Consider the following 20,489-nt stretch of genomic DNA (forward strand, 5'->3'; position numbering starts at 1 on the left):
CAGAAAACCCCTGTGACCGCTGGTCACAGGGGTTTTCTTCTGTCTGGAGCTCAGCTGAGGTGGTGCACTTCCTGGAGCTTGTAGACAGGGGTCGGGATGTCCTCGTACCGCGCCTTCAACTGCAGCGCGAGGTACAGCGAGTAGTGCCGTGACTGGTGCAGGTTGCCGCCGTGGAACCACAGATTCTGCTGCTGGGTGGGCTTCCACATGTTGCGCTGTTCGCCCTCCCACGGGCCCGGATCCTTCGTGGTGTCCGAACCGAGACCCCACACCTTCCCGACCTTGTCGGCCACGTCCTGCCCGATGAGATCCGCAGCCCACCCGTTCATGGATCCGTATCCGGTGGCGTAGACGACGACATCAGCCGGCAGCTCGGTTCCGTCCGAGAGCACCACGCTGTGCTCCGTCAGGTGGTCGACGTTGCCGTGCGCGAGCTCGATCGTCCCGTCGGCGACGAGTTCCGCGGCACCGACGTCTATGTAGTACCCCGAGCCGCGGCGCAGGTACTTCATGAACAGGCCGGACCCGTCGTCACCCCAGTCATGGTCGAAGCCGGCAGCCTCGAGACGGTCGTAGAAGTCCTTGTCGCGTTCACGGATCGCGTCGTACACCGGGATCTGGAACTCGTGCATGATCCGGTACGGCAACGACGCGAAGGTGAGGTCGGCCTTCTCGGTCGTCATCCCCGACGCCACGGCGCGTTCGGAGTAGAGGTCCCCGAGGCCCAGATCCATCAACGACTCCGACTTCACGATGTGAGTCGAGGAGCGCTGGACCATCGTCACGTCCACGCCGTTCTCGACGAGCGCCTTGCAGATGTCGTGGGCGGAGTTGTTCGACCCGATGACGACAGCCTTCTTGCCGACGTAGGCGTCGGGGCCCGGATGTGCGCTCGAGTGATGCTGGTCGCCGGCGAACACGTCCTGACCCGGGAAATCCGGCACGTTCGGCTTCCCGGACATGCCGGTGGCCAGAACGAGGTGCGTGGGGTGCACCGTCACCTTCTCGCCGTCGCGATCGAGCTCGACGGTCCACCGGCCCTCACCCTCGTCGAATTCCGCTGAGAGGCAGGTGGTCGAGTTCCAGTAGGGGACCTCCATGACACGCGTGTAGAACTCGAGCCACTCGCCGATCTTGTCCTTCGGTGCGAAGACCGGCCAGTTCTCGGGGAACGGCAGGTAGGGGAGGTGGTCGTACCAGACCGGATCGTGCAGGCACAGCGACTTGTAGCGGTTGCGCCACTGGTCACCCGGGCGCTCGTGCTTGTCGACGACGATCGAGGGCACGCCCATCTGACGCATGCGTGCCCCGAGGGCGATACCACCCTGACCGCCGCCGATGATGAGTGTGTACGGCTGCACCGTGTACCCGAGCTGGCGCTCTTCGTCCGCACGACGCTCCGCCCATGAGCGGGTGTCCTCGGACTGTCCGTGGACAGCGCCCTTCACTCTGCGGGTGCCCTGGGGCTCCTCGAATCCCTTCAGCTCACGCAGCGTGGTGAGCAACGTCCAGCCCCGGTCGACGCCGTCGTCACCGCGGCGCAGGCGCAGATGGCCCTTCCCGCGACCCGTCGCGGTCTCGAACTCGATGAACGCCGAGACGACGTCGCCATCGGCGGTGGCCGGCTCCACGGTGACGAAACCGCTGGGGTCGGCCTCCGGCAACCGCGCCTCGAGCATGTCCGCGAGCTGGTCGTGGCCCTCCATCGTCGTCAGGTTCCACGTCATCGCGACCAGGTCCCGCCAGAAGCAGTCGGTCACGAACCCCGACACGACGCGTGCGACATCGCGCACCGCCAGTGCGGCCTCGAACTCGGCCAGCCATCGGTCCATCCGCTGCTGGGCATCGTCGATCCCGGGTCCGTCGGGGTCAGCGCTCGGTTCCGCGAGGTCGGTGGGTTCGATGGTCTGCGTCATGGGACTCCCTGTCGTCGATCGCCGGGTCTTCCTCATCGAAGACTCCGTGCTGTGACCCACAACACACGCTGCGAGGTCGCCGCGCCAGGGTTGCAGCGCGTTGCAACCCTGGCGGCCGTCATCCCCGGTCACATAGACAGGTCTGCATCGGTGGGCGACGAGGCCACGCCGGGACGAAAGCAGCCAGACATGCGAGCAGCCATCTACCACGGGCCGAACAAGGTCGCGATCGACGACGTATCGGTGCCCGATCCCGGGCCGGGCCAGGTCACCATCGCGGTGGCCTACAACGGCATCTGCGGCACCGACCTGCACGAGTACTACGCCGGTCCGATCTTCATCCCGACGTCACCGCATCCCCTGACCGGCGCCGAGCTGCCTCTGATCCTCGGCCACGAGTTCGCGGGCACCATCTCCGCGGTCGGTGCGGGTGTCACCGGCTACGCCGAGGGCGACCGGGTCGCCATCGAGCCGCTGTACCGCTGCGGCCACTGCGGACCGTGTTCGGCCGGCACCTACAACATCTGCGCGCAGATCGGGTTCCACGGGCTGATGTCCGACGGCGGCATGGCCGAGTACACCGTGGTCCCGACCGACATGCTGCATCGACTGCCCGACTCGGTGTCGTTCGAACTGGGAGCGCTCGTCGAACCGATGGCCGTGGCGTATCACGCCGCCACCCTCGGCGAGGTGGGCGACGGGGACACGGCGATGATCTACGGGGCCGGCCCCATCGGCATCGGTTTGTGGTTCGCGTTGCGGGGCAAAGGCGTCGAGGACATCCGCGTGGTCGAGCCGTCGGCCACACGACGTGCCGCGATCGAGGCGCTCGGCGCGACGACGCTCGACCCCACCGCGGTCGACGTCCCCGAACTCGTCGCCGACGCGACCGACGGGCGCGGTGTCGACGCCGTCTACGACGCCGCCGGGGTGGCGCCCGCGATCGAATCGGCGTTGGCGTGTGTCGGAGCCCGCAAGCCGATGGTGAGTGTCGCGATCTACGAGAAGCCGCTGACCACCCCGTTGATCGACCTGGTCATGAAGGAGGCCCGCATCCAGGGATCGCTCTGCTATACCGGCGCCGACTTCGAGGCCGTCATCGCGCTGATGGCGTCGGGTGGTTACGACACCACCGGGTGGGTCAGCTCCATCTCCATCGAGGACGTGGTCGATCAGGGCTTCGAGGCGCTGCATGCGGGGACGAAGATGAAGGTCCTCGTCGACCCGACGCGGTGACCACGTCGTTGCCGACCGGTGTGACGCGGGGCACACTGGTCACATCATGACCCGTTCCGACGTCCCGGAGCCCGCGCTCTACGCGGGCGACGACCCCCGCCGCTACGCGGAGCTCCTCACCGAGGTCTACGACGCGACGATGTCGGGGGACAAGGCGCCCGCACGGCCCCGCGAGGTCATCGACGACTCGTGGAACCGGCTCTTGTCCCAGGGCGCCGACCCCGACCGGATGAACCGGACGAGCCCGTCGGTGACGGTGGGGGATCTCGAACTGCGCAGGCAGGAGTCGGGCCTGGCCGACGTGGTCGACGACCTCTCCCGCGGTCTCGAGTCGGTGATCGCCGACGGCGACAACATCCTCGTCATCGCCGATCGCGGCGGGCGGGTGCTATGGCGCAGTGGCTCGAACCGCGTCCTGACCAATGCCGACCGACTGGGTTTCGTCGAGGGCGCAGATTGGGCCGAGGACTCGGTGGGTACGAACGCCATCGGCACCGCCCTCGCGTCGGGGCGAGCGCTGCAGGTGTTCTCCGCCGAACACTTCGTCCGGAGCCATCACACGTGGACGTGCGCCGGCGCACCGATACGCGACGCCCGCACGAACGAGGTGATCGGCGTCGTCGACGTGAGCGGTCCGGCGGCGACGATCCATCCGACGACCGTCGCCCTGGTCGACGCGGTCGCCCGACTGGCCGAGTCGCATCTGCGGGAACTCCACCGCCGCACGCTCGACCGGCTGCGGTCGGTCGCGGCCCCGATGTTGGCCCGCCTCGCCGGACGTGCGCTGGCGGTCGACGCCCACGGATGGGTGGCGGCGGTGGAGTCGGTGGCCGACCGGAACCGCATCCTGCTGCCCGACGACCTCCGGCCGGGACGCGTGTGGCTGCCGTCGCTGGGATCGTGCGACATGGAGCCGCTACCCGGCGGATGGCTCGTGCGCGTGGGAGCGGACACCGACACGGCCTCCGACGTCCCCACGACGGTGGTCGTCGACCTCCGCGACGGGAGCGCACCGTCGGTGCGTGTCGACACCGCCGTGGGCGGGTGGACGAACGCCCCCACACCGCGGCATGCCGAGATCCTCTACGTCCTCGCACGACACCGGGCCGGCCGCACCGCGGCGCAGATGGCGCAGGACCTGTTCGGCGACGAGTCGCGGGTGATCACCGTGCGTGCCGAGATGTCACGCCTGCGCCGACAGCTCGCCGGCGTCGTCGTCGGGAACCCCTACCGCTTCCTCGACGGCGCCGACGTGCAGCTGATGCTCCCCCTCGACACCGCGCGACTGCTACCGCACTCGGTCGCGCCCGCGGTCTGTCGCGCCCGGGTCGTCTGACGCCGGATCCCCGGACAGCGGGGCACGGCGCAGTGACCGGTGATTCCGGGTCGCGACGACGGCCGCCAACACCCAGATGAGCGCCACGACGATCCCGAGCCCCAGACCGTAGGGACGATCCAGGATGGTCGCGTTGACCGGCGTCTTGTCGTCCGGACGCGGGGCCAGGACCGGTAGCGACAGGAGCACCAGGATCAGGGTCGCCGCGCCCGCGACGAGCACCGGCGCCCAGACCGTCGACGGCAGCAGACGCCGGCCGGCGTGGCCGAACATCGTGTAGATCGGGGCGAGGATCGCGTCGTGCGCGATGAGCCCGGCAGCGAGCCAGATGAGCAGGGAGATCTGGTCGGCGGTCTGCACGTCCCACAGCAGCGAGATCCCGTAGGCGGCCATGCCGACGCCGGCGAGGACGAGGATCAGTCGGATCGCGGTGATCACAGGACCTCGATCCGCGACAGCCACTTCGTCTGCAGCACCCCGGGACGGTTCGGCGCGATGAGCCGGCACGGATACCCGTGGTCGAGACTCAGGACCTCGCCGTTGAGCTCGAGGGCGACGAGGGTGTCGTCGTCGTCCACGAAATTGGCGGGCAGTGCGGTCACCCCGTACAGACCACGGTCGAACGACACCATTCGGGCGTCGCGTCCGCGTCGGTCGTCGACCGTCGCGAGCAGGTCCCGCAGGCGCACGCCCCGCCAGGTCCCCGATGCACTCCAGCCCTCCACACACGCGATGGGCAGGTCGCGGGTTGTCTGCGGCATCGACCGCAACGCCTCGAGGGAGATCGGGGTCTCGCGACCGTCGACGGCCAGCACGAGCCGGTAGTCGGCGCCGCGGACGCGGTCGGTGATGCCCGCGGCGCTGGCGGTGCGGTTGATCGGCACGCCCTGCGGACCCTCGCCCGAGCGCGGCGCGAGGAACGCGGCCCAACGCAGGAACGGGACGGACTGTCCCGCGTAGGCCAGAGCGGTCAGGCCGGCGATCGCCCACGTGCCGCGCAACACGGTCCTGCGGGTGAGGGCGCCTTTGTGGCTGGGCGCGGTCGCGTCCGGCGGGGTGTCGGGTTCGGCGTCGAGGGGTTCGCCGAGTGCGGCTCGGATGATCGGCAGCTTCACCGCGATGTGCACGGCCAACGCGCCGATGGCCACCCACGCCATCGCGTAGTGGGTGGTGGTGAAGAAGAACTTCCACGGATACCACTGCGCGGTGTTCATCAGGCCGGTGAACAGCTGGAAGATCCCCGCCGCCACCAGGACCGCGATCGACAAGCGTTCGAGAAGACGCACCGGTGACCCGATGCGTGGGCGCGCGAACAACTTCGGGTACACCACCCCGAGTTTCACCAGCAGCAACGGGATCGCCACGACACCGCTGATCACGTGCAGCCCCTGCGTGACCCGGTACAGCCACGGCGGGTTGGCCGGCCAGTAGAACCACCCGGGCGGGTGCTGGATCCAGTGGCTGATGAGACCGGTGACGAAGCAGACGGTGAACGCGATGCCGAGAAGCAGACCGACACGCGCGGTCAGCCCGCGTCCGCGAACCGGCTTGTCGGTCCGGTCGTCGAGTCCGACAGCGGCGAGGGCGTCGTCGATGTGGTCGTCGACCGGGCGACCGCGGAACGTCGGCGTCGGGAACCTCACGGGCTGACCTGGCCGGCGTACCGGTCCCTGTGCCGAACGGGGTGCATGGGCAAGACGATATGCTCCCCAGACAAACTTCACAGCGTGGATCCGAAGGACAACAATGACCGATCGTGAACAGCGGGGCTCTCGAGCCACCGACCATCGTCGCCGTGACGACGGCCCACGCCGTGGCACCGGATCCGCGAACCGCCCGCCCGAGCCGTCGATCCCCGACGACGTGGTGCCGCAGGATCTCGACGGCGAGGTCCGCCGCGACCTGCTGACCCTCGATCGCACCAACGCCGACGCCGTCGCGCGCCACCTGGTGATGACCTCTCGTCTGCTCGACGAGGATCCCGCACTTGCTCTGGAACACGCACGTGCCGCGCGACGACGGGCCGGACGCATCGCGGTGGTCCGTGAGACCGCCGGCATCGCGGCCTACAACGCCAACGAGTGGACCGAGGCGCTCTCGGAGCTGCGCGCGGCGCGGCGGATGTCGGGCGGGACCACCCTGCTGCCGTTGATGGCCGATTGCGAACGGGGACTGGGTCGTCCGGACCGCGCCATCGACATCGCTCGCAGTGACGAGGGCCGTGCGTTGACCGGCGACGAGGCGACCGAGATGAAGATCGTCGAGTCCGGCGCCCGCATCGACCTCGGCGACTTCGACAAGGCCGTGGTCACGTTGCAGACCGCGGGTCTCGACCCGTCGCAGACCGGCACCGGACCGGCACGGCTGTTCTACGCCTACGCCACGGCGCTGCACGCCGCGGGACGCACCGACGACGCCGTGACGTGGTTCATGAACGCTGCGGCCGCCGACGTCGACGACGTCACCGACGCCGAGCTGCGCCTGATGGAGCTCACCGATCCCGAGGGGTACGCCGAGCACTTCGACGACGACCTGGACGAAGTGGACGGCGACGAGCTCTCGGAGCCCCTGGTCGTTCCCGAACCCGTCGCCCCGTCGCCCGCGACGACCGAACCGGTGGTCGCCGAGCTGGTGGTCACCGAGCCCGTCATCACCGAGCCCGTCGTGACAGAGCCCGTCGTGGCGGAGCCCGAGGCGACCCCGGCGGCGGCCATCGCTCCCGAGGTGACCGACACCGCGACCGCCGAGCCCGACCCCGTCCCGGTCGCCGCGCCGACACCCGTCGAGGAGCCCGACGTGACCGATGAACCCGCACGCGACACCCTCGCCCGCGGATACGACGCGATCCTCTGCGATCTCGACGGCACGCTGTTCGCCGGTGGCGAGGCGATCGACGGTGCGCAGGAGGCGTTGGCGCAGGTGACCGCGCCCGCGTACTTCGTGACCAACAACGCCAGCCGTCGTGCGCCCGAGGTCGCCGAACACCTGACATCGCTGGGGTTCACCGCGACCGCCGACGAGGTCGTCACCAGCGCGCAGAGCGCCGCGGCGCTCCTCGCCGAGCACCTCGAACCCGGATCGCGGGCACTGGTCGTCGGCACCGACGGGCTCGCCCAGGAGATTCGGGAGGTGGGCATCGGCGTGACGCGTAGTGCCGCCGACCGGCCGCAGGCCGTGGTCCAGGGGCACTCGCCCGACACCGGCTGGGCGCAACTCTCGGAGGCCGTGCTCGCCATCGCCGACGGCGCCCTGTGGATCGCCTGCAACGTCGACCCGACCCTGCCGTCGGAGCGGGGCTTCATGATCGGCAACGGTTCGATGGTGGCCGCGGTCGCCCATGCGACCGGCGCGACACCGCTCGTCGCCGGGAAGCCCGCCGAACCGTTGATGCGTGACGCGATCGCCCGCAGCGGGGCGAAGCACCCGCTGGTCGTCGGTGACCGCCTCGACACCGACATCGCCGGTGCCGTGGTCGTCGGTGCCGACAGCCTCCTCGTCCTCACCGGCGTCGCATCGCTGCGTGACGCCGTCTGCGCCGCTCCCGATGAGCGCCCCACCCACATCGGTGCCGATCTGTCCGCGTTGACGCGCCCGGCCGCGGCGAGTGCCGTGGGTCCCGTGGACGGATGGACCGTCACCGTCGACGGCTCGACGATTCGCGTCGCCGGCACCGACGGCGACCCCGACGCACTGCCGGCCGCGATCCTGCATGCGGCCTACGCCGCAACCACGCTCCCGGAGTCCCCGAAGGAGGTGTCGTTCGCGGCCGACGACGACACGGCGGCCGCGGCGCTGCGCCGGTGCGGCGTCGACTCCGATAGCGTCTCGAAGCGATGAGTCATCCGTCGCCCGCCCAGATGCCCGGTCGCTTCGGTGCCACCGCGGCGTCGGCCGAGGGTCCCGGTGTCGATCCCGACGTCGTCGTGCGCGAGGTGGGCGACCTCCTCGACCGTGTCGACGAGGTGCGTCGGTCGGCGGCGGATCACGACGCGCACGACGGCCCGGTCGACCTCACGCCGCTGTCCGCGCAAGCCGACCTCCTCGAACAGGCCCACGACGTGCTCACCACGGCGCTCGAGCAACTCGACCGTGTGTGATCGCTGATGGCGCCGCGGGCACGCCTCGACGCCGAACTGGTGCGGCGGGGACTGGCCCGTTCGCGCGAGGAGGCGCGTGACCTCATCGTCGCGGGTCACGTCGCGGTCAACGGTGTCGCGGCGGGCAAGCCTGCCACCAATGTCGGTCGTGACACACCGATCGTGGTGTCGGAGAACGACACCGAGAAGTGGGCGTCGCGTGGGGCACACAAACTGATCGGCGCGCTCGACGCGTTCGCCGCGGGCGGTCTCGTCGTCGAGGGTCGTCGCGCGCTCGACGCCGGCGCCTCCACGGGCGGGTTCACCGACGTCCTGTTGCGTCGCGGTGCGCGCGAGGTGGTCGCGGCCGACGTCGGCTACGGCCAACTCGTGTGGCGGTTGCAGACCGACGACCGTGTCGATGTGCGTGATCGGGTGAACGTCCGCCATCTCGACGCGGCGGCGGTCGGCGGGCCGGTCGACCTCGTGGTGGCCGATCTGTCGTTCATCTCCCTGCGGTTGGTGCTGCCGGCGTTCGCGGCCTGTGTGGCGCCGGGCGGCGATGTGGTCCCGATGGTCAAGCCGCAGTTCGAGGTGGGGCGTGAACGAGTGGGATCCGGTGGTGTGGTTCGGGATCCGGAGCTGCGTCGCGACGCGGTGTGCGGGGTCGCGGCCCGCGCGCTCGGACTCGGCCTGCGTACGGTGGGCGCGGTGGCCAGCCCGCTGCCGGGGCCGTCGGGAAATGTTGAATACTTCTTGTGGTTGCGGCGGGATGGAACCAACGACCCGGTCCCAGACGTCGATATGGCAGACGTCGATGTAGCGCACGGTGAGATCGATGACGACACATTCGCCGCCATCACGGCGGCGATCGAGGAAGGACCCCGGTGACACAGGTGGGGGCGCGAACCGTGGGGACCGATCGTGAGTTCCTCGTCGTCGCGCACACGGGCCGCGCGGTCGTGACCGAGACCATGGCCGCCATCGCCCGTCACTGCGCCGACGCCGGTGTCGGGATGCGCGTGGTCGAGCACGACATCAAGGGGATGCACCGGGGCGCGGAATCCATGTCGCGGTCGGTCCACCCGGTCGACCCGGTGGAGTTGCGCAGCTTCGGCGCCGACGTGGAGGTGACCCGCGGTGACGAGGAGTCGGCCGCGGGCTGCGAGATCGTCATCGTCCTCGGCGGCGACGGCACGTTCCTGCGCGCGGCGGAGCTGGCGTACCCGTCCTCGGTCCCGGTGCTGGGAATCAACCTCGGGCGCATAGGCTTCCTGGCGGAGGCCGAGGCCAACCGCGTCGACGCGGTGATGGACCAACTGATCCGCGGCGACTACCGGGTCGAACAGCGCATGACCCTCGACGTCTCGGTCACCAGCGAGGACGACGAGGTGATCGCCCGCACCTGGGCGCTCAACGAGGCCAGCATCCAGAACCCCGGCAACCAGGGTGTCCTCGAGGTGGTCACCGAGGTCGACGGCCGCCCCGTCGCCTCCTACGGCGCCGACGGCATCCTCGTCTCCACACCCACCGGCTCCACCGCGTACGCGTTCTCCGCGGGTGGTCCGGTCATGTGGCCCGATCTCGAGGCCATCCTCGTGGTCCCCAGCAACGCCCACGCACTGTTCACCCGGCCCCTGGTCACCAGCCCCAACTCGGTGATCGCCATCGAGGTCGAACGGTCGGGGCAGCATGCGATCGTGTCGTGCGACGGCCGCCGTGCCATCGACGTCCCCCCGGGGGCACGCATCGAGGTGGTGCGCGGCGCGCGGCCGTTGCAGTGGGTGCGGATCGACTCCGATCCGTTCGCCGACCGACTGGTCACCAAATTCGATCTTCCCGTCACCGGCTGGCGGGGCAGGCAGGTGTGACGTGCTCGAAGAACTAGCGATCAGCGGGCTCGGTGTCATCGCCGACGCCGCCGCGGAATTCCACGACGGCTTCACCGTCCTCACCGGCGAGACCGGTGCCGGCAAGACGATGGTCGTCACCAGCCTGCACCTGCTGTCCGGTGTGCGCGGCGACGGCGACCGGGTCCGCACCGGCACCGACCGGGCCACCGTCGAGGGCCGGTTCCGGGTCGACCCGTCGCTGACCGGTATCGACGAGATCCTCGAGTCCGCCGGCGCCGAACGCGACGAGGACGACACCGTCATCGCCGCGCGGTCGGTGAGCGCCGACGGCCGCTCCCGGGCGCACCTGGGCGGACGGTCGGTCCCCGTCGGGACCCTCGGAGCGTTCACCACCAGCCTGCTGACCATCCACGGACAGAACGACCAACTCCGGCTGCTCAAACCCGACCACCAGCGCGATGCCCTCGACCGGTTCGGCGGCAAGCCGGTCGCCAAGGCGCTGGCCGCCTATCGCTCGGCGCGTCAGACATGGATCGACGCCGTCGACCAGCTCGAGATGCGTCGTCGCAACTCCCGCGAGCTGGCCCAGGAGGCCGACCGGCTGCGCTACGCCCTCGACGAGATCGACGCCGTGGAGCCGACACCCGGCGAGGACCTCGAACTCGCCGCCCTGGTGACTCGTCTCGGCGATCTCGAGGAGGTCCGCTCGGTCGCCGCCGGCGCCCACGCCGCGGTGACCGGTCAGACCGATCTCGCGGGCGATGCCGCCGACGCCGACGCGGCCGCCGTCATCGACCTGCTCGGCCAGGTCCGCACCCAGCTCGGGTCGACGTCCGAACCCACCCTCCGTGAGCTGCTCCCGCGAGTGGAGGAGGCGCTGTCGGTGGTCGGCGACATCGGTGAGGAACTCGCCGGGTTCCTGCACGGGCTCCCCGCCGACGCCTCCGAACTCGAGAAGGTCCTCGTCCGGCAGTCGGAACTGAAGAACCTCATCCGCAAGTACGCCCCCGACATCGACGGCGTGCTGGCATGGCGTGATTCCGCGCGCAGCCGCCTCGCCGAGATCGACGACTCGTCGGTGTCGATCGAGGCGTTGGAGACCGCGGCGCAGGAGGCGACGACGGCCCTGCTCGGTGTCGCCGCGACCCTCACCGCCGCGCGGACGAAGGCGGCGGGTTCGCTGGGGACGAAGGTGAGCCGCGAGCTCGGCGGGCTGGCGATGAAGGACGCCACGCTCGAGGTCACCGTGTCTCCCGACGAGTCGGGGGAGAGCGACCCCCGCAGCCTGCTCGTCGACGGCACACGACTGCACGCCGGATCCGGCGGCGTCGACCGCGTCGAGTTCACCCTCGCCGCGCATTCGGGTGCGGTACCGCTCGCCATCGCGAAATCGGCGTCGGGCGGCGAACTCTCGCGCGTCATGCTGGCACTCGAGGTGGTGCTCGCCGGCCCCGACGGTGGGTCGACGATGGTGTTCGACGAGGTCGACGCCGGTGTCGGTGGACGCGCGGCGGTGGAGATCGGCAAGCGACTCGCCGCCCTGGCCCGCAGTCACCAGGTCATCGTCGTCACCCACCTCCCGCAGGTGGCGGCGTTCGCCGACAACCATCTGCTGATCGGCAAGACCACCGGCAAGAGTTCGGTCACCAGCTCGGTCGAGACCCTCGACCACTCCGGTCGCGTCGCGGAACTGGCGCGGATGCTGGCCGGACTCGGTGATTCGCACACCGGTCGGGCGCACGCCGAGGAACTGCTCGCCACCGCCGACCGGGAGAAGGCGCTCGCCTGATCCGCGGGCGGGCGCACCACGAACGCCTGTTACTGATGTGACAAAAGTGGCGAATGTTACGGCGCGCCTCCGTGCTCGTGTTCACCCTCGGGCCGATCATGGGCGACATGAAGATGCCAGCCCTGCTCTCCCGCACCGATGACACCCTGCCCGGAATCAGCGGGATCGCCAGGGTCGACAAGAACACCTCGCGCCTGCTCGAGCGCGTCGGTCACGGCGACATCGTCGTCCTCGACGAACTCGACCTCGACCGCGTGATCGCCGACCGACTCGTCGAGGCCGACGTGACCGCCGTGGTCAACGCGTCCCCGTCGATCTCCGGTCGCTACCCCAACCTCGGTCCGGAGGTGCTCGTCGCCTCGGGCATCACCCTCATCGACGATGTGGGCCCGGAGGTGTTCCGCCGCATCAAGGACGGATCGAAGATCCGCATCGACGACGGCAACGTCTACGTCGGCGGCAACCGCCTGGCTCGGGGCACCGAACTCGACGAGCGGGCGGTCGCCAAGCTGATGATCGAGGCCAAGTCGGGTCTCGTCGATCACCTGGAGGCGTTCTCCGGCAACACGATCGAGTTCATCCGCAGCGAGTCGCCGCTGCTCATCGACGGCGTCGGCGTGCCTGACGTCGAGATCGACCTGAAAAACCGCCACGTCGTGGTGGTCGCCGACGGCGCCGAGCACGAACTCGACCTGAAGAAGCTCAAGCCCTTCATCAAGGAGTACGCACCGGTCCTCATCGGTGTCGACGGCGGCGCCGACACCCTGATGCGCGCGGGCTACCGCCCCGACCTCATCGTCGGCGACCCGGAGACCATGCGCGCGGCGACCCTCAAATGCGGTGCGCAGGTGGTGCTCCCGGCCGATCCCGACGGTCACGCCGTCGGACTCGAGCGGATCCAGGACCTCGGCGTCGGCGCCATGACCTTCCCCGCGGCGGGTTCGGCCTCCGACCTCGCCCTGCTGCTCGCCGATTTCCACGGCGCGGCGCTCATCGTCACCGTCGGCACCTCGGCGTCGCTCGACGACTTCTTCGACCGCAGCCGTCGCGAATCGAACCCGTCGACGTTCCTCACCCGTCTCAAGGTGGGACCGAAGCTCGTCGACGCGAAAGCCGTTGCCACGCTGTACCGCAGCCGTGTCTCCGGTGCCGCGATCGCGCTGCTCGTGCTCGCCGCGCTGGCCGCGATCATCGTCGCGCTCGTGATGAGCAACACCGGCGGCGAGATCGCCGACTGGATCGTGGCCGAATGGGACCGTGGCTACGCCTGGGCCAGGGACGCCTGGAACCGATAGCTCGTGATCTCGCTGCGCCAGCATGCGATCTCGCTCGTCGCCGTCTTCCTCGCGCTCGCCGTCGGTGTGGTGCTCGGATCGGGCTTCGTCGCCGATCGCATCGATTCCGGAAACGACTCGTCGTCCTCCCTGCGGTCGGACAACGACACCCTGAGCGCCCAGGTGAACGCGGCCGACTCGTTCAACGACGCGATCTCCCCGCGCCTGCTGCGGGGGCTGCTCGCGAACCGATCGGTGCTCGTGGTCACCGCACCCGGTGCGGCCGAGGCCGACATCGCGGCGGTGAAGACCTCGCTCAACCAGTCGGGGGCGACCTTCGCCGGTCAGATCGGCCTCACCGACGAACTGGTGGGCGACGCCTCGGCGCAGAAGCTGACCAGCATCATCGACCAGGCGATCCCGTCCGGCGCGTCGCTGCGCACCGAGCTCACCGATTCCGGCGGTCGGGTCGGTGACCTGCTGGGTCTGCTGCTGCAACGCAAGGTCGATGCCTCCGGCGGCGCCTCCGACACCGACATCTCCGCCGGGCTGCAGGCCCTCCGCCAGGGCGGGTTCATCACCTACGTCGACAACGCCGTCACCCCGGCACAGCTCGCCGTCGTCGTGACCGGTGGTTCCCTCGGCGACAACGCCGGCGCCCGCGGCCAGCTCATCGCCCGTTTCGCGGCGTCGTTCGGCGCACGGGGATCGGGAACGGTGATGGCCGGACGCACCGGATCGGCCGACGGATCGTCGCCGATCGGGGTGCTGCGTGCCGACGCCTCGCTGTCGCGGGTCGTCGCCTCGGTCGACGACGTCGACCAGTCCACCGGACGCATCGTGACGGCCCTCGCGCTGGCCGACGCCCAGCGTGGACGCCCCGGCGCCTACGGTTCAGGCCCCGGCGCCTCGGCCATCGCCCCCTCGACCTGATCGGGGCACTCGACCTGATCGGGCACCGGCGCTGATCGACACACCCCGACGGTGGGCTCACCGGCGATACGTCGCGCCCCGGAGGTGTTACGGTAAAGCCCCGTAGGCGAGCAGGTTTTCCGATCTGCTCCGGCCAATCGGGAGAAGCGTTGCGACCACTGCGTCATGCACCATCAGGCACCAAGCACATCTTCGTCACCGGAGGTGTCGCATCCTCGCTGGGCAAAGGTCTGACCGCCTCCAGCCTCGGACAACTTCTCACCTCACGCGGGCTCCGCGTGACCATGCAGAAGCTCGATCCGTACCTCAACGTCGACCCCGGGACGATGAACCCGTTCCAGCACGGCGAGGTCTTCGTCACCGAGGACGGCGCCGAGACCGACCTCGACGTCGGACACTACGAACGCTTCCTCGACCGGAACCTGTCGCAGAGCGCGAATGTGACCACCGGACAGGTGTATTCGACCGTCATCGCCAAGGAGCGCCGCGGCGAATACCTCGGCGACACCGTGCAGGTGATCCCGCACATCACCGACGAGATCAAGAACCGCATCCTCGCGATGCGCCTGCCCGACGCCGACGGCAACGAACCCGACCTGGTGATCACCGAGATCGGTGGCACCGTCGGCGACATCGAGTCGCAGCCCTTCATCGAGGCGGCCCGACAGATCCGCCACGACGTGGGACGCGACAACGTCTTCTTCCTGCACGTGTCACTGGTGCCCTTCCTCGCCCCCTCGGGTGAGCTGAAGACCAAGCCCACCCAGCACTCGGTGGCCGCGCTGCGCAACATCGGCATCCAGCCCGACGCGCTGATCCTGCGCTGCGACCGCGACGTGCCCGAACCGCTCAAGAACAAGATCGCGCTGATGTGCGACGTCGACATCGAAGGCGTCATCTCCACCCCCGACGCGCCGTCGATCTACGACATCCCCAAGGTGCTACACCGCGAGCAGCTCGACGCCTACGTGGTCCGCAAGCTCGGCCTCCCGTTCCGCGACGTCGACTGGACCATCTGGGGCGAACTGCTCAAGCGCGTGCACGAGCCGCGTGAGTCGGTCACCGTCGCGCTCGTGGGCAAATACGTCGACCTGCCCGACGCCTACCTGTCGGTCACCGAGGCCATCCGCGCCGGCGGGTTCGCCGCCCGCGCCAAGGTCGAGATCCGCTGGGTGCAGTCCGACGAGTGCGCCACCGACGCCGGCGCCCAGCAGCACCTCGGTGACGTCGACGCCGTCCTCATCCCCGGTGGCTTCGGCATCCGCGGCATCGAGGGCAAGGTCGGCGCGATCCGCTTCGCGCGTCGCCGCGGCATCCCCCTCCTCGGGTTGTGCCTTGGCCTGCAGTGCATCGTCATCGAGGCCGCCCGCGAGGCGGGTCTCACCGACGCGAGCTCCGCGGAGTTCGACCCCGACACCACCCACCCGGTGATCTCGACGATGGCCGACCAGGAACAGGCCGTCGCCGGTGAGGCCGACCTCGGCGGCACCATGCGTCTCGGCGCGTATCCCGCTGTGCTCGAACGCGGTTCGGTGGTCGCAGGGGCCTACGGCACCACCGAGGTGTCCGAACGACATCGTCACCGCTACGAGGTGAACAACACCTACCGCGACCAGATCGCCACCACCGGACTGCGGTTCTCGGGTACCTCACCCGACGGTCGTCTCGTCGAGTTCGTCGAGTACCCCCGCGAGATCCACCCGTTCCTGGTCGCGACGCAGGCGCACCCAGAGCTCAAGAGCCGACCGACCCGCCCGCACCCGCTGTTCGCGGCGTTCGTCGTCGCGGCGCTGAAATACAAGGCGGCCGAACGCCTCCCGGTCAACGTGCACGGCGAGGACGACGACACCACCCGCGATCCCGAACCCGAGACCGGGGCCGCCGAGGTGAGCGCGTGACCCCAGCGTCGTCACCCGACGGTGACCCCTTCGACTTCACCGTCATCGGGTCGGAGACCGTCTACGACGGCGCGATCCTCGCGCTCCGCGTCGACGAGCTCACCATGCCCGGTGATCGGACCGCCAAGCGTGAGGTCGTCGAGCACCACGGTGCGGTCGCGATCGTGGCGGTCGACGCCGACGGCGCCATCGCCACAGTCACCCAGTACCGGCACCCGGTGCGTCGGCGCCTGCGCGAACTCCCGGCAGGACTGATGGACTCCGGCGCCGGAGAATCGCCCGTCGAGGCCGCACGCCGCGAGCTGATGGAGGAAGTCGGCGTCGAGGCCGACCGCTGGCACACCCTCGTCGACGTCGCCTCGTCGCCGGGGTTCACCGACGAGGCGCTGCGGGTATTCGTGGCCGAGGGCCTGCACACGGTCGACCGGCCCGACGCCCACGACGAAGAAGCCGACATGGACATCGAGTGGATCCCGCTCGACGACGCCGTGGCCATGGTGTTCAACGGCGAGATCGTCAACGTCACCAGCGTGTGCGGCATCCTCGCTCTGGCCCACGTACGGGCCACCGGGGCCGAGCTCCGCGACCCCGACTCCGCGTGGGTCGACCAACCCACCGCCCTCGACCGTCGCCACGCATCGCGGAAATGACCGTGGGCGCATGGAACCCGACGACACCCTGCTGAGCACCCAGATCCGGCGGTATCTCGATCACCTCGCCGTCGAACGCGGAGCCGCGGCGAACACGCTGAGTTCCTACGGTCGCGACCTGCTGCGGTACCAGCGGTACCTCGAATCCCGGCAGATCGGTGACCTCGGTGACGTCGCCGAGGAGGACGTCCGCGAATTCCTGGTGGCCCTGCGTCGCGGCGACCCCGACCGCGACGAGAAGCCGCTCGCCGACAGCTCCGTCGCCCGCACCCTGGTCGCGACCCGCGGCCTGCACAAGTTCGCCGTCGCCGAGTCGATGGCGGCCACCGACGTCGCGCACGCCATACGCCCACCGAAACCGGCGCGACGACTGCCGAAATCGCTCCCGGTCGAGGAGGTCATCGCCATCCTCGAGGCGGCGGGCGGCTCCGGCCCGTCGGAGACACCGCGCACGCTGCGCGACCGCGCCCTGATGGAACTGCTCTACAGCTGCGGCGCCCGCATCTCCGAGGCGGTGTCCCTCGACATCGAGGACGTCACCTCCGAGACCGGCGCGGTGCTCCTCCGTGGCAAGGGCGGCAAGGAACGACTCGTCCCCGTGGGCGGCCCGGCGCTCGAGGCTCTCGACGCCTACCTGGTGCGGGGACGCCCGGCACTGGTGTCGAAGTTCAACCCGGCGCTGTTCCTGAACTCCCGCGGCGGTCGCCTCTCCCGACAGAGCGCATGGCAGGTACTCGCCGACTCCGCGCAGCGCGCCGGTCTCGACAAGGCGGTGTCGCCGCACACGTTGCGGCACAGCTTCGCCACGCACCTGCTCGACGGCGGTGCCGATGTCCGTGTGGTGCAGGAACTGCTGGGGCACGCCTCGGTGACCACCACGCAGGTGTACACGCTGGTCACCGTGTCGGCCATGCGCGAGGTCTACGCCACCGCACACCCGCGGGCCCGGTGACGGCGATGCGTCGCCGCCGCACCGGCGTGACGCACTAGGCTGATCTGCGATCGACGACCCACGCCTGAGACAGGAGCATCGACAACGTGACCACGCCCCAGCCACCGGCCCAGGGTGCCCCGTCGCGCGATGTTCCGCTGGAGCAGTACAGCTTCACCATCGACACCCCGTCCCGAGGCCCGGCGCAGGCCGACGTCTCGGCGGAACCCGAGGGCGTCGGACCCACCGGACGCGCGACCCGCGAGGTCCCCGAACCGCAGCCCCTCGACCGGCACGGTCCCGCGATCGTCATCGCGGTGTGCAACCAGAAGGGCGGCGTCGGCAAGACCACGTCGACGATCAACCTCGGCGCGGCACTGGCCGAGTACGGTCGCCGCGTACTGCTCGTGGACCTCGACCCGCAGGGCGCGCTGTCGGCGGGGCTCGGTGTCCCGCACCACGATCTCGACCTCACCGTCCACAACCTGCTGGTGCCGCCGCAGGTGTCGGTCGACGACGTGCTGATGCGCACCCGTGTCGACGGACTCGACCTGCTGCCCAGCAACATCGACCTCTCCGCCGCCGAGATCCAGCTCGTCAACGAGGTCGGCCGCGAACACACCCTCGGCCGGGCGCTGCACCCGATCCTCGACCGCTACGACTACGTGCTCATCGACTGCCAGCCGTCGCTCGGACTGCTCACCGTGAACGCGCTGGCCTGCGCCGACACCGTTCTCATCCCGATGGAGTGCGAGTACTTCAGCCTGCGCGGACTCGCGCTGCTCACCGACACCATCGACAAGGTGCGAGACCGGTTGAACCCGCGGTTGAGCCTCGGCGGGATCCTCATGACCATGTTCGACGCGCGCACCCTGCACTCGCGAGAGGTGATGGCGCGGGTGGTCGAGGTGTTCGGTGAGCGCGTCTACGACACCGTCATCAGCCGCACCGTGCGGTTCCCCGAGACCAGCGTCGCCGGTGAGCCCATCACCTCGTGGGCACCGAAGTCCGGGGGAGCGAAGGCATACCGGGCGCTCGCACGAGAGGTGCTGCACCGCACCGGCCGATCGTGATGTCCGACAACGCCGTCGACGCGACACCCACGACAGACGTGGCCGCCGAGCCGGATCCGTCGGTGTTCAACGTGTCGCTGACGAACTTCTCCGGCCCGTTCGACCTGCTGCTCGACCTCATCAGCCGGCGACGACTCGACGTCACCGAGGTCGCGCTGCACGCGGTCACCGACGACTTCATCGCCTACACCAAGAAGATCGGGTCGATCGTCGACCTCGACCAGACCACACAGTTCCTCGTGGTCGCGGCGACCCTGCTCGATCTCAAGGCCGCGCGACTCCTGCCGCGCGGCGAGGTGGAGGATCCCGACGATCTCGCGTTGCTCGAGGCCCGGGACCTGCTGTTCGCCCGACTTCTGCAGTACCGCGCCTACAAACAGGTCGCCGCGCTGTTCGCCGAGCTGGAAGCGGCTGCACTGCAGCGCTATCCGCGAGCGGTGTCGTTGGAGGCCCGATACGAGAAATTGCTGCCCGAGGTGACCCTGGGCGTCGATGCACAACAGTTCGCCGAGGTCGCCGCGACGGCGATGGCACCCAAGCCGGTGCCGCGTGTCGGGCTGTCGCACCTGCACGACGTCGACGCGGTGTCGGTGCCCGAGCAGGTGTTGCGGGTGACGGAGATCCTGCGGGTCGCCGGCGCGAGGCAGTGGGTGAACTTCTCGACGCTGGTCTCCGAATGCGCCAACGGTCTCGAGGTCGTCGCGCGCTTCCTCGCGCTGCTGGAGCTGTTCCGGCAACGCGCGATCGACTTCGAGCAGAGTGAGGCGTTGGGCACACTGCACGTGTCGTGGACCGGCGAGCGCGACACCGAGGAGATCACCGTGACGAGCGCGGACGACTACGGATGAGAGACGACAGATGACCGAGGACATGCTGTTCGACGACCACGATGCCCTCGCCGACGACGAACTCCGGTCGGCGCTCGAGGCGATGCTCCTCGTCGTCGACTCGCCGGTGACCACCGAGTCGTTGGCGACCGCGGTGAACGAGCCCGAGGCGCGGGTCGCCGACGCGTTGCGCGCCTACGAGGCCGAACTCACCGAGCGGTCGAGTGGGATCGATCTGCGGTACGCCGGTGACGGCTGGCGGCTCTACACACGCACCGATTACGCCCCCTACGTGGAGAAACTCCTGCTCGACGGGGTGCGGTCGAAGCTGACGCGCGCCGCGCTGGAGACGCTCGCGGTCATCGCCTACCGGCAACCGGTCACCCGCACGCGGGTCAGTGCGGTGCGCGGCGTCAACGTCGACGGCGTGATGCGCACGCTGCTCGCACGGGGACTGATCCGCGAGGCAGGCACCGACCCCGAGACCAGCGCGACGATGTACTGCACGACGGAGTTGTTCCTCGAACGACTCGGGCTCGCGTCACTTGCGGAGCTGCCCGACTTGGCGCCGCTGCTGCCCGATGTCGACGTGATCGACGACATCGACGACGAGATCATCAACGATCCACGATTCGCCAAGATGGACTCCCGGCAGGCAGACTCGAGGATTGACCTCACCACCTCAGAACTGGATTAG

At 69.5% G+C, this 20,489-nt stretch carries 18 protein-coding genes; 15 read left to right on the forward strand and 3 right to left on the reverse strand.

Annotation, left to right across the window (positions count from 1 at the left end):
• Window positions 1-50 precede the first annotated feature (50 nt).
• Window positions 51-1,916, reverse strand: coding sequence for an NAD(P)/FAD-dependent oxidoreductase (locus ACQ7HM_RS17455; RefSeq protein WP_434217520.1), 1,866 nt, complete (start codon window positions 1,914-1,916; stop codon window positions 51-53).
• A 189-nt stretch (window positions 1,917-2,105) separates the two neighbouring features.
• Here ACQ7HM_RS17455 and ACQ7HM_RS17460 point away from each other — a divergent pair, with 189 nt between their 5' ends.
• On the forward strand, window positions 2,106-3,152 hold the full coding sequence (locus ACQ7HM_RS17460; protein ID WP_434217521.1) for a 2,3-butanediol dehydrogenase: 1,047 nt from the start codon (window positions 2,106-2,108) through the stop codon (window positions 3,150-3,152).
• A 46-nt stretch (window positions 3,153-3,198) separates the two neighbouring features.
• Entirely contained in the window at window positions 3,199-4,488 is a 1,290-nt protein-coding gene (locus ACQ7HM_RS17465; protein ID WP_434217522.1) for a GAF domain-containing protein, read from the forward strand.
• Here ACQ7HM_RS17465 and ACQ7HM_RS17470 read toward each other — a convergent pair.
• Together ACQ7HM_RS17470 and ACQ7HM_RS17475 are read right to left on the reverse strand one after the other, a co-directional pair.
• On the reverse strand, window positions 4,441-4,926 hold the full coding sequence (locus ACQ7HM_RS17470; RefSeq protein WP_434217523.1) for a hypothetical protein: 486 nt from the start codon (window positions 4,924-4,926) through the stop codon (window positions 4,441-4,443). The two genes, ACQ7HM_RS17465 and ACQ7HM_RS17470, sit on opposite strands and share 48 nt — an antisense overlap.
• Window positions 4,923-6,083, reverse strand: a complete 1,161-nt coding sequence (locus ACQ7HM_RS17475; protein WP_434217965.1) for a molybdopterin-dependent oxidoreductase — start codon at window positions 6,081-6,083, stop codon at window positions 4,923-4,925. The genes ACQ7HM_RS17470 and ACQ7HM_RS17475 overlap by 4 nt, the downstream gene beginning before the upstream one ends.
• A gap of 151 nt (window positions 6,084-6,234) precedes the next feature.
• On the opposite strand from ACQ7HM_RS17475, the gene ACQ7HM_RS17480 reads away from it, so the two are divergent.
• The 13 genes from ACQ7HM_RS17480 (at window position 6,235) to scpB (ending at window position 20,489) form a co-directional block, all read left to right on the forward strand.
• Window positions 6,235-8,325: an HAD-IIA family hydrolase gene (locus ACQ7HM_RS17480; RefSeq protein ID WP_434217524.1), complete on the forward strand. Its 2,091-nt coding sequence runs from the start codon at window positions 6,235-6,237 to the stop codon at window positions 8,323-8,325.
• Complete coding sequence (locus ACQ7HM_RS17485) at window positions 8,322-8,585, forward strand: hypothetical protein (RefSeq protein ID WP_434217525.1); 264 nt, start codon at window positions 8,322-8,324, stop codon at window positions 8,583-8,585. The genes ACQ7HM_RS17480 and ACQ7HM_RS17485 overlap by 4 nt, the downstream gene beginning before the upstream one ends.
• A 6-nt stretch (window positions 8,586-8,591) precedes the next feature.
• Entirely contained in the window at window positions 8,592-9,455 is an 864-nt protein-coding gene (locus tag ACQ7HM_RS17490; RefSeq protein WP_434217526.1) for a TlyA family RNA methyltransferase, read from the forward strand.
• 83 nt (window positions 9,456-9,538) lie between these two features.
• Entirely contained in the window at window positions 9,539-10,435 is an 897-nt protein-coding gene (locus ACQ7HM_RS17495) for an NAD kinase (RefSeq protein WP_434217966.1), read from the forward strand.
• Between the two features lies 1 nt (window position 10,436).
• Window positions 10,437-12,206 (forward strand): DNA repair protein RecN, encoded by a 1,770-nt coding sequence (gene recN, locus ACQ7HM_RS17500; protein WP_434217527.1) that lies wholly within the window; start codon window positions 10,437-10,439, stop codon window positions 12,204-12,206.
• 113 nt (window positions 12,207-12,319) lie between these two features.
• On the forward strand, window positions 12,320-13,501 hold the full coding sequence (steA, locus tag ACQ7HM_RS17505) for a putative cytokinetic ring protein SteA (protein WP_434217967.1): 1,182 nt from the start codon (window positions 12,320-12,322) through the stop codon (window positions 13,499-13,501).
• Window positions 13,502-13,504: 3 nt separating this feature from the next.
• On the forward strand, window positions 13,505-14,413 hold the full coding sequence (locus ACQ7HM_RS17510) for a copper transporter (protein WP_434217528.1): 909 nt from the start codon (window positions 13,505-13,507) through the stop codon (window positions 14,411-14,413).
• A gap of 149 nt (window positions 14,414-14,562) precedes the next feature.
• Window positions 14,563-16,311 carry a CTP synthase gene (locus ACQ7HM_RS17515; RefSeq protein ID WP_434217529.1) on the forward strand — a complete coding sequence of 583 codons (1,749 nt, stop codon included), beginning with the start codon at window positions 14,563-14,565 and terminating at the stop codon, window positions 16,309-16,311.
• The gene (locus ACQ7HM_RS17520; protein ID WP_434217530.1) at window positions 16,308-16,961 is read left to right on the forward strand and encodes an NUDIX domain-containing protein; all 654 of its coding nucleotides are present in this window, start codon (window positions 16,308-16,310) and stop codon (window positions 16,959-16,961) included. Before ACQ7HM_RS17515 ends, ACQ7HM_RS17520 begins: the two co-directional genes overlap by 4 nt.
• Before the next feature lie 10 nt (window positions 16,962-16,971).
• Entirely contained in the window at window positions 16,972-17,913 is a 942-nt protein-coding gene (gene xerD, locus ACQ7HM_RS17525; protein ID WP_434217531.1) for a site-specific tyrosine recombinase XerD, read from the forward strand.
• A 158-nt stretch (window positions 17,914-18,071) separates the two neighbouring features.
• Window positions 18,072-18,965, forward strand: a complete 894-nt coding sequence (locus tag ACQ7HM_RS17530; RefSeq protein ID WP_235456600.1) for a ParA family protein — start codon at window positions 18,072-18,074, stop codon at window positions 18,963-18,965.
• Window positions 18,965-19,813: a segregation and condensation protein A gene (locus tag ACQ7HM_RS17535; protein ID WP_434217532.1), complete on the forward strand. Its 849-nt coding sequence runs from the start codon at window positions 18,965-18,967 to the stop codon at window positions 19,811-19,813. Before ACQ7HM_RS17530 ends, ACQ7HM_RS17535 begins: the two co-directional genes overlap by 1 nt.
• 10 nt (window positions 19,814-19,823) lie before the next feature.
• Window positions 19,824-20,489 carry an SMC-Scp complex subunit ScpB gene (gene scpB / locus ACQ7HM_RS17540; RefSeq protein WP_434217533.1) on the forward strand — a complete coding sequence of 222 codons (666 nt, stop codon included), beginning with the start codon at window positions 19,824-19,826 and terminating at the stop codon, window positions 20,487-20,489.

It is taken from the genome of Williamsia sp. MIQD14 (assembly GCF_051025635.1).
Classification (GTDB): domain Bacteria; phylum Actinomycetota; class Actinomycetes; order Mycobacteriales; family Mycobacteriaceae; genus Williamsia_A.

Bases quoted from the DNA above. Each gene is read 5' to 3' on its own strand.
- ACQ7HM_RS17490 (WP_434217526.1), top strand. From the start codon at position 8,592: ATGGCGCCGCGGGCACGCCTCGACGCCGAACTGGTGCGGCGGGGACTG.
- ACQ7HM_RS17480 (WP_434217524.1), top strand. From the start codon at position 6,235: ATGACCGATCGTGAACAGCGGGGCTCTCGAGCCACCGACCATCGTCGC.
- ACQ7HM_RS17455 (WP_434217520.1), bottom strand. From the start codon at position 1,916: ATGACGCAGACCATCGAACCCACCGACCTCGCGGAACCGAGCGCTGAC.
- scpB (WP_434217533.1), top strand. From the start codon at position 19,824: ATGACCGAGGACATGCTGTTCGACGACCACGATGCCCTCGCCGACGAC.
- steA (WP_434217967.1), top strand. From the start codon at position 12,320: ATGCCAGCCCTGCTCTCCCGCACCGATGACACCCTGCCCGGAATCAGC.
- ACQ7HM_RS17485 (WP_434217525.1), top strand. From the start codon at position 8,322: ATGAGTCATCCGTCGCCCGCCCAGATGCCCGGTCGCTTCGGTGCCACC.
- ACQ7HM_RS17465 (WP_434217522.1), top strand. From the start codon at position 3,199: ATGACCCGTTCCGACGTCCCGGAGCCCGCGCTCTACGCGGGCGACGAC.
- xerD (WP_434217531.1), top strand. From the start codon at position 16,972: ATGGAACCCGACGACACCCTGCTGAGCACCCAGATCCGGCGGTATCTC.
- ACQ7HM_RS17535 (WP_434217532.1), top strand. From the start codon at position 18,965: ATGTCCGACAACGCCGTCGACGCGACACCCACGACAGACGTGGCCGCC.
- ACQ7HM_RS17460 (WP_434217521.1), top strand. From the start codon at position 2,106: ATGCGAGCAGCCATCTACCACGGGCCGAACAAGGTCGCGATCGACGAC.
- ACQ7HM_RS17495 (WP_434217966.1), top strand. From the start codon at position 9,539: ATGGCCGCCATCGCCCGTCACTGCGCCGACGCCGGTGTCGGGATGCGC.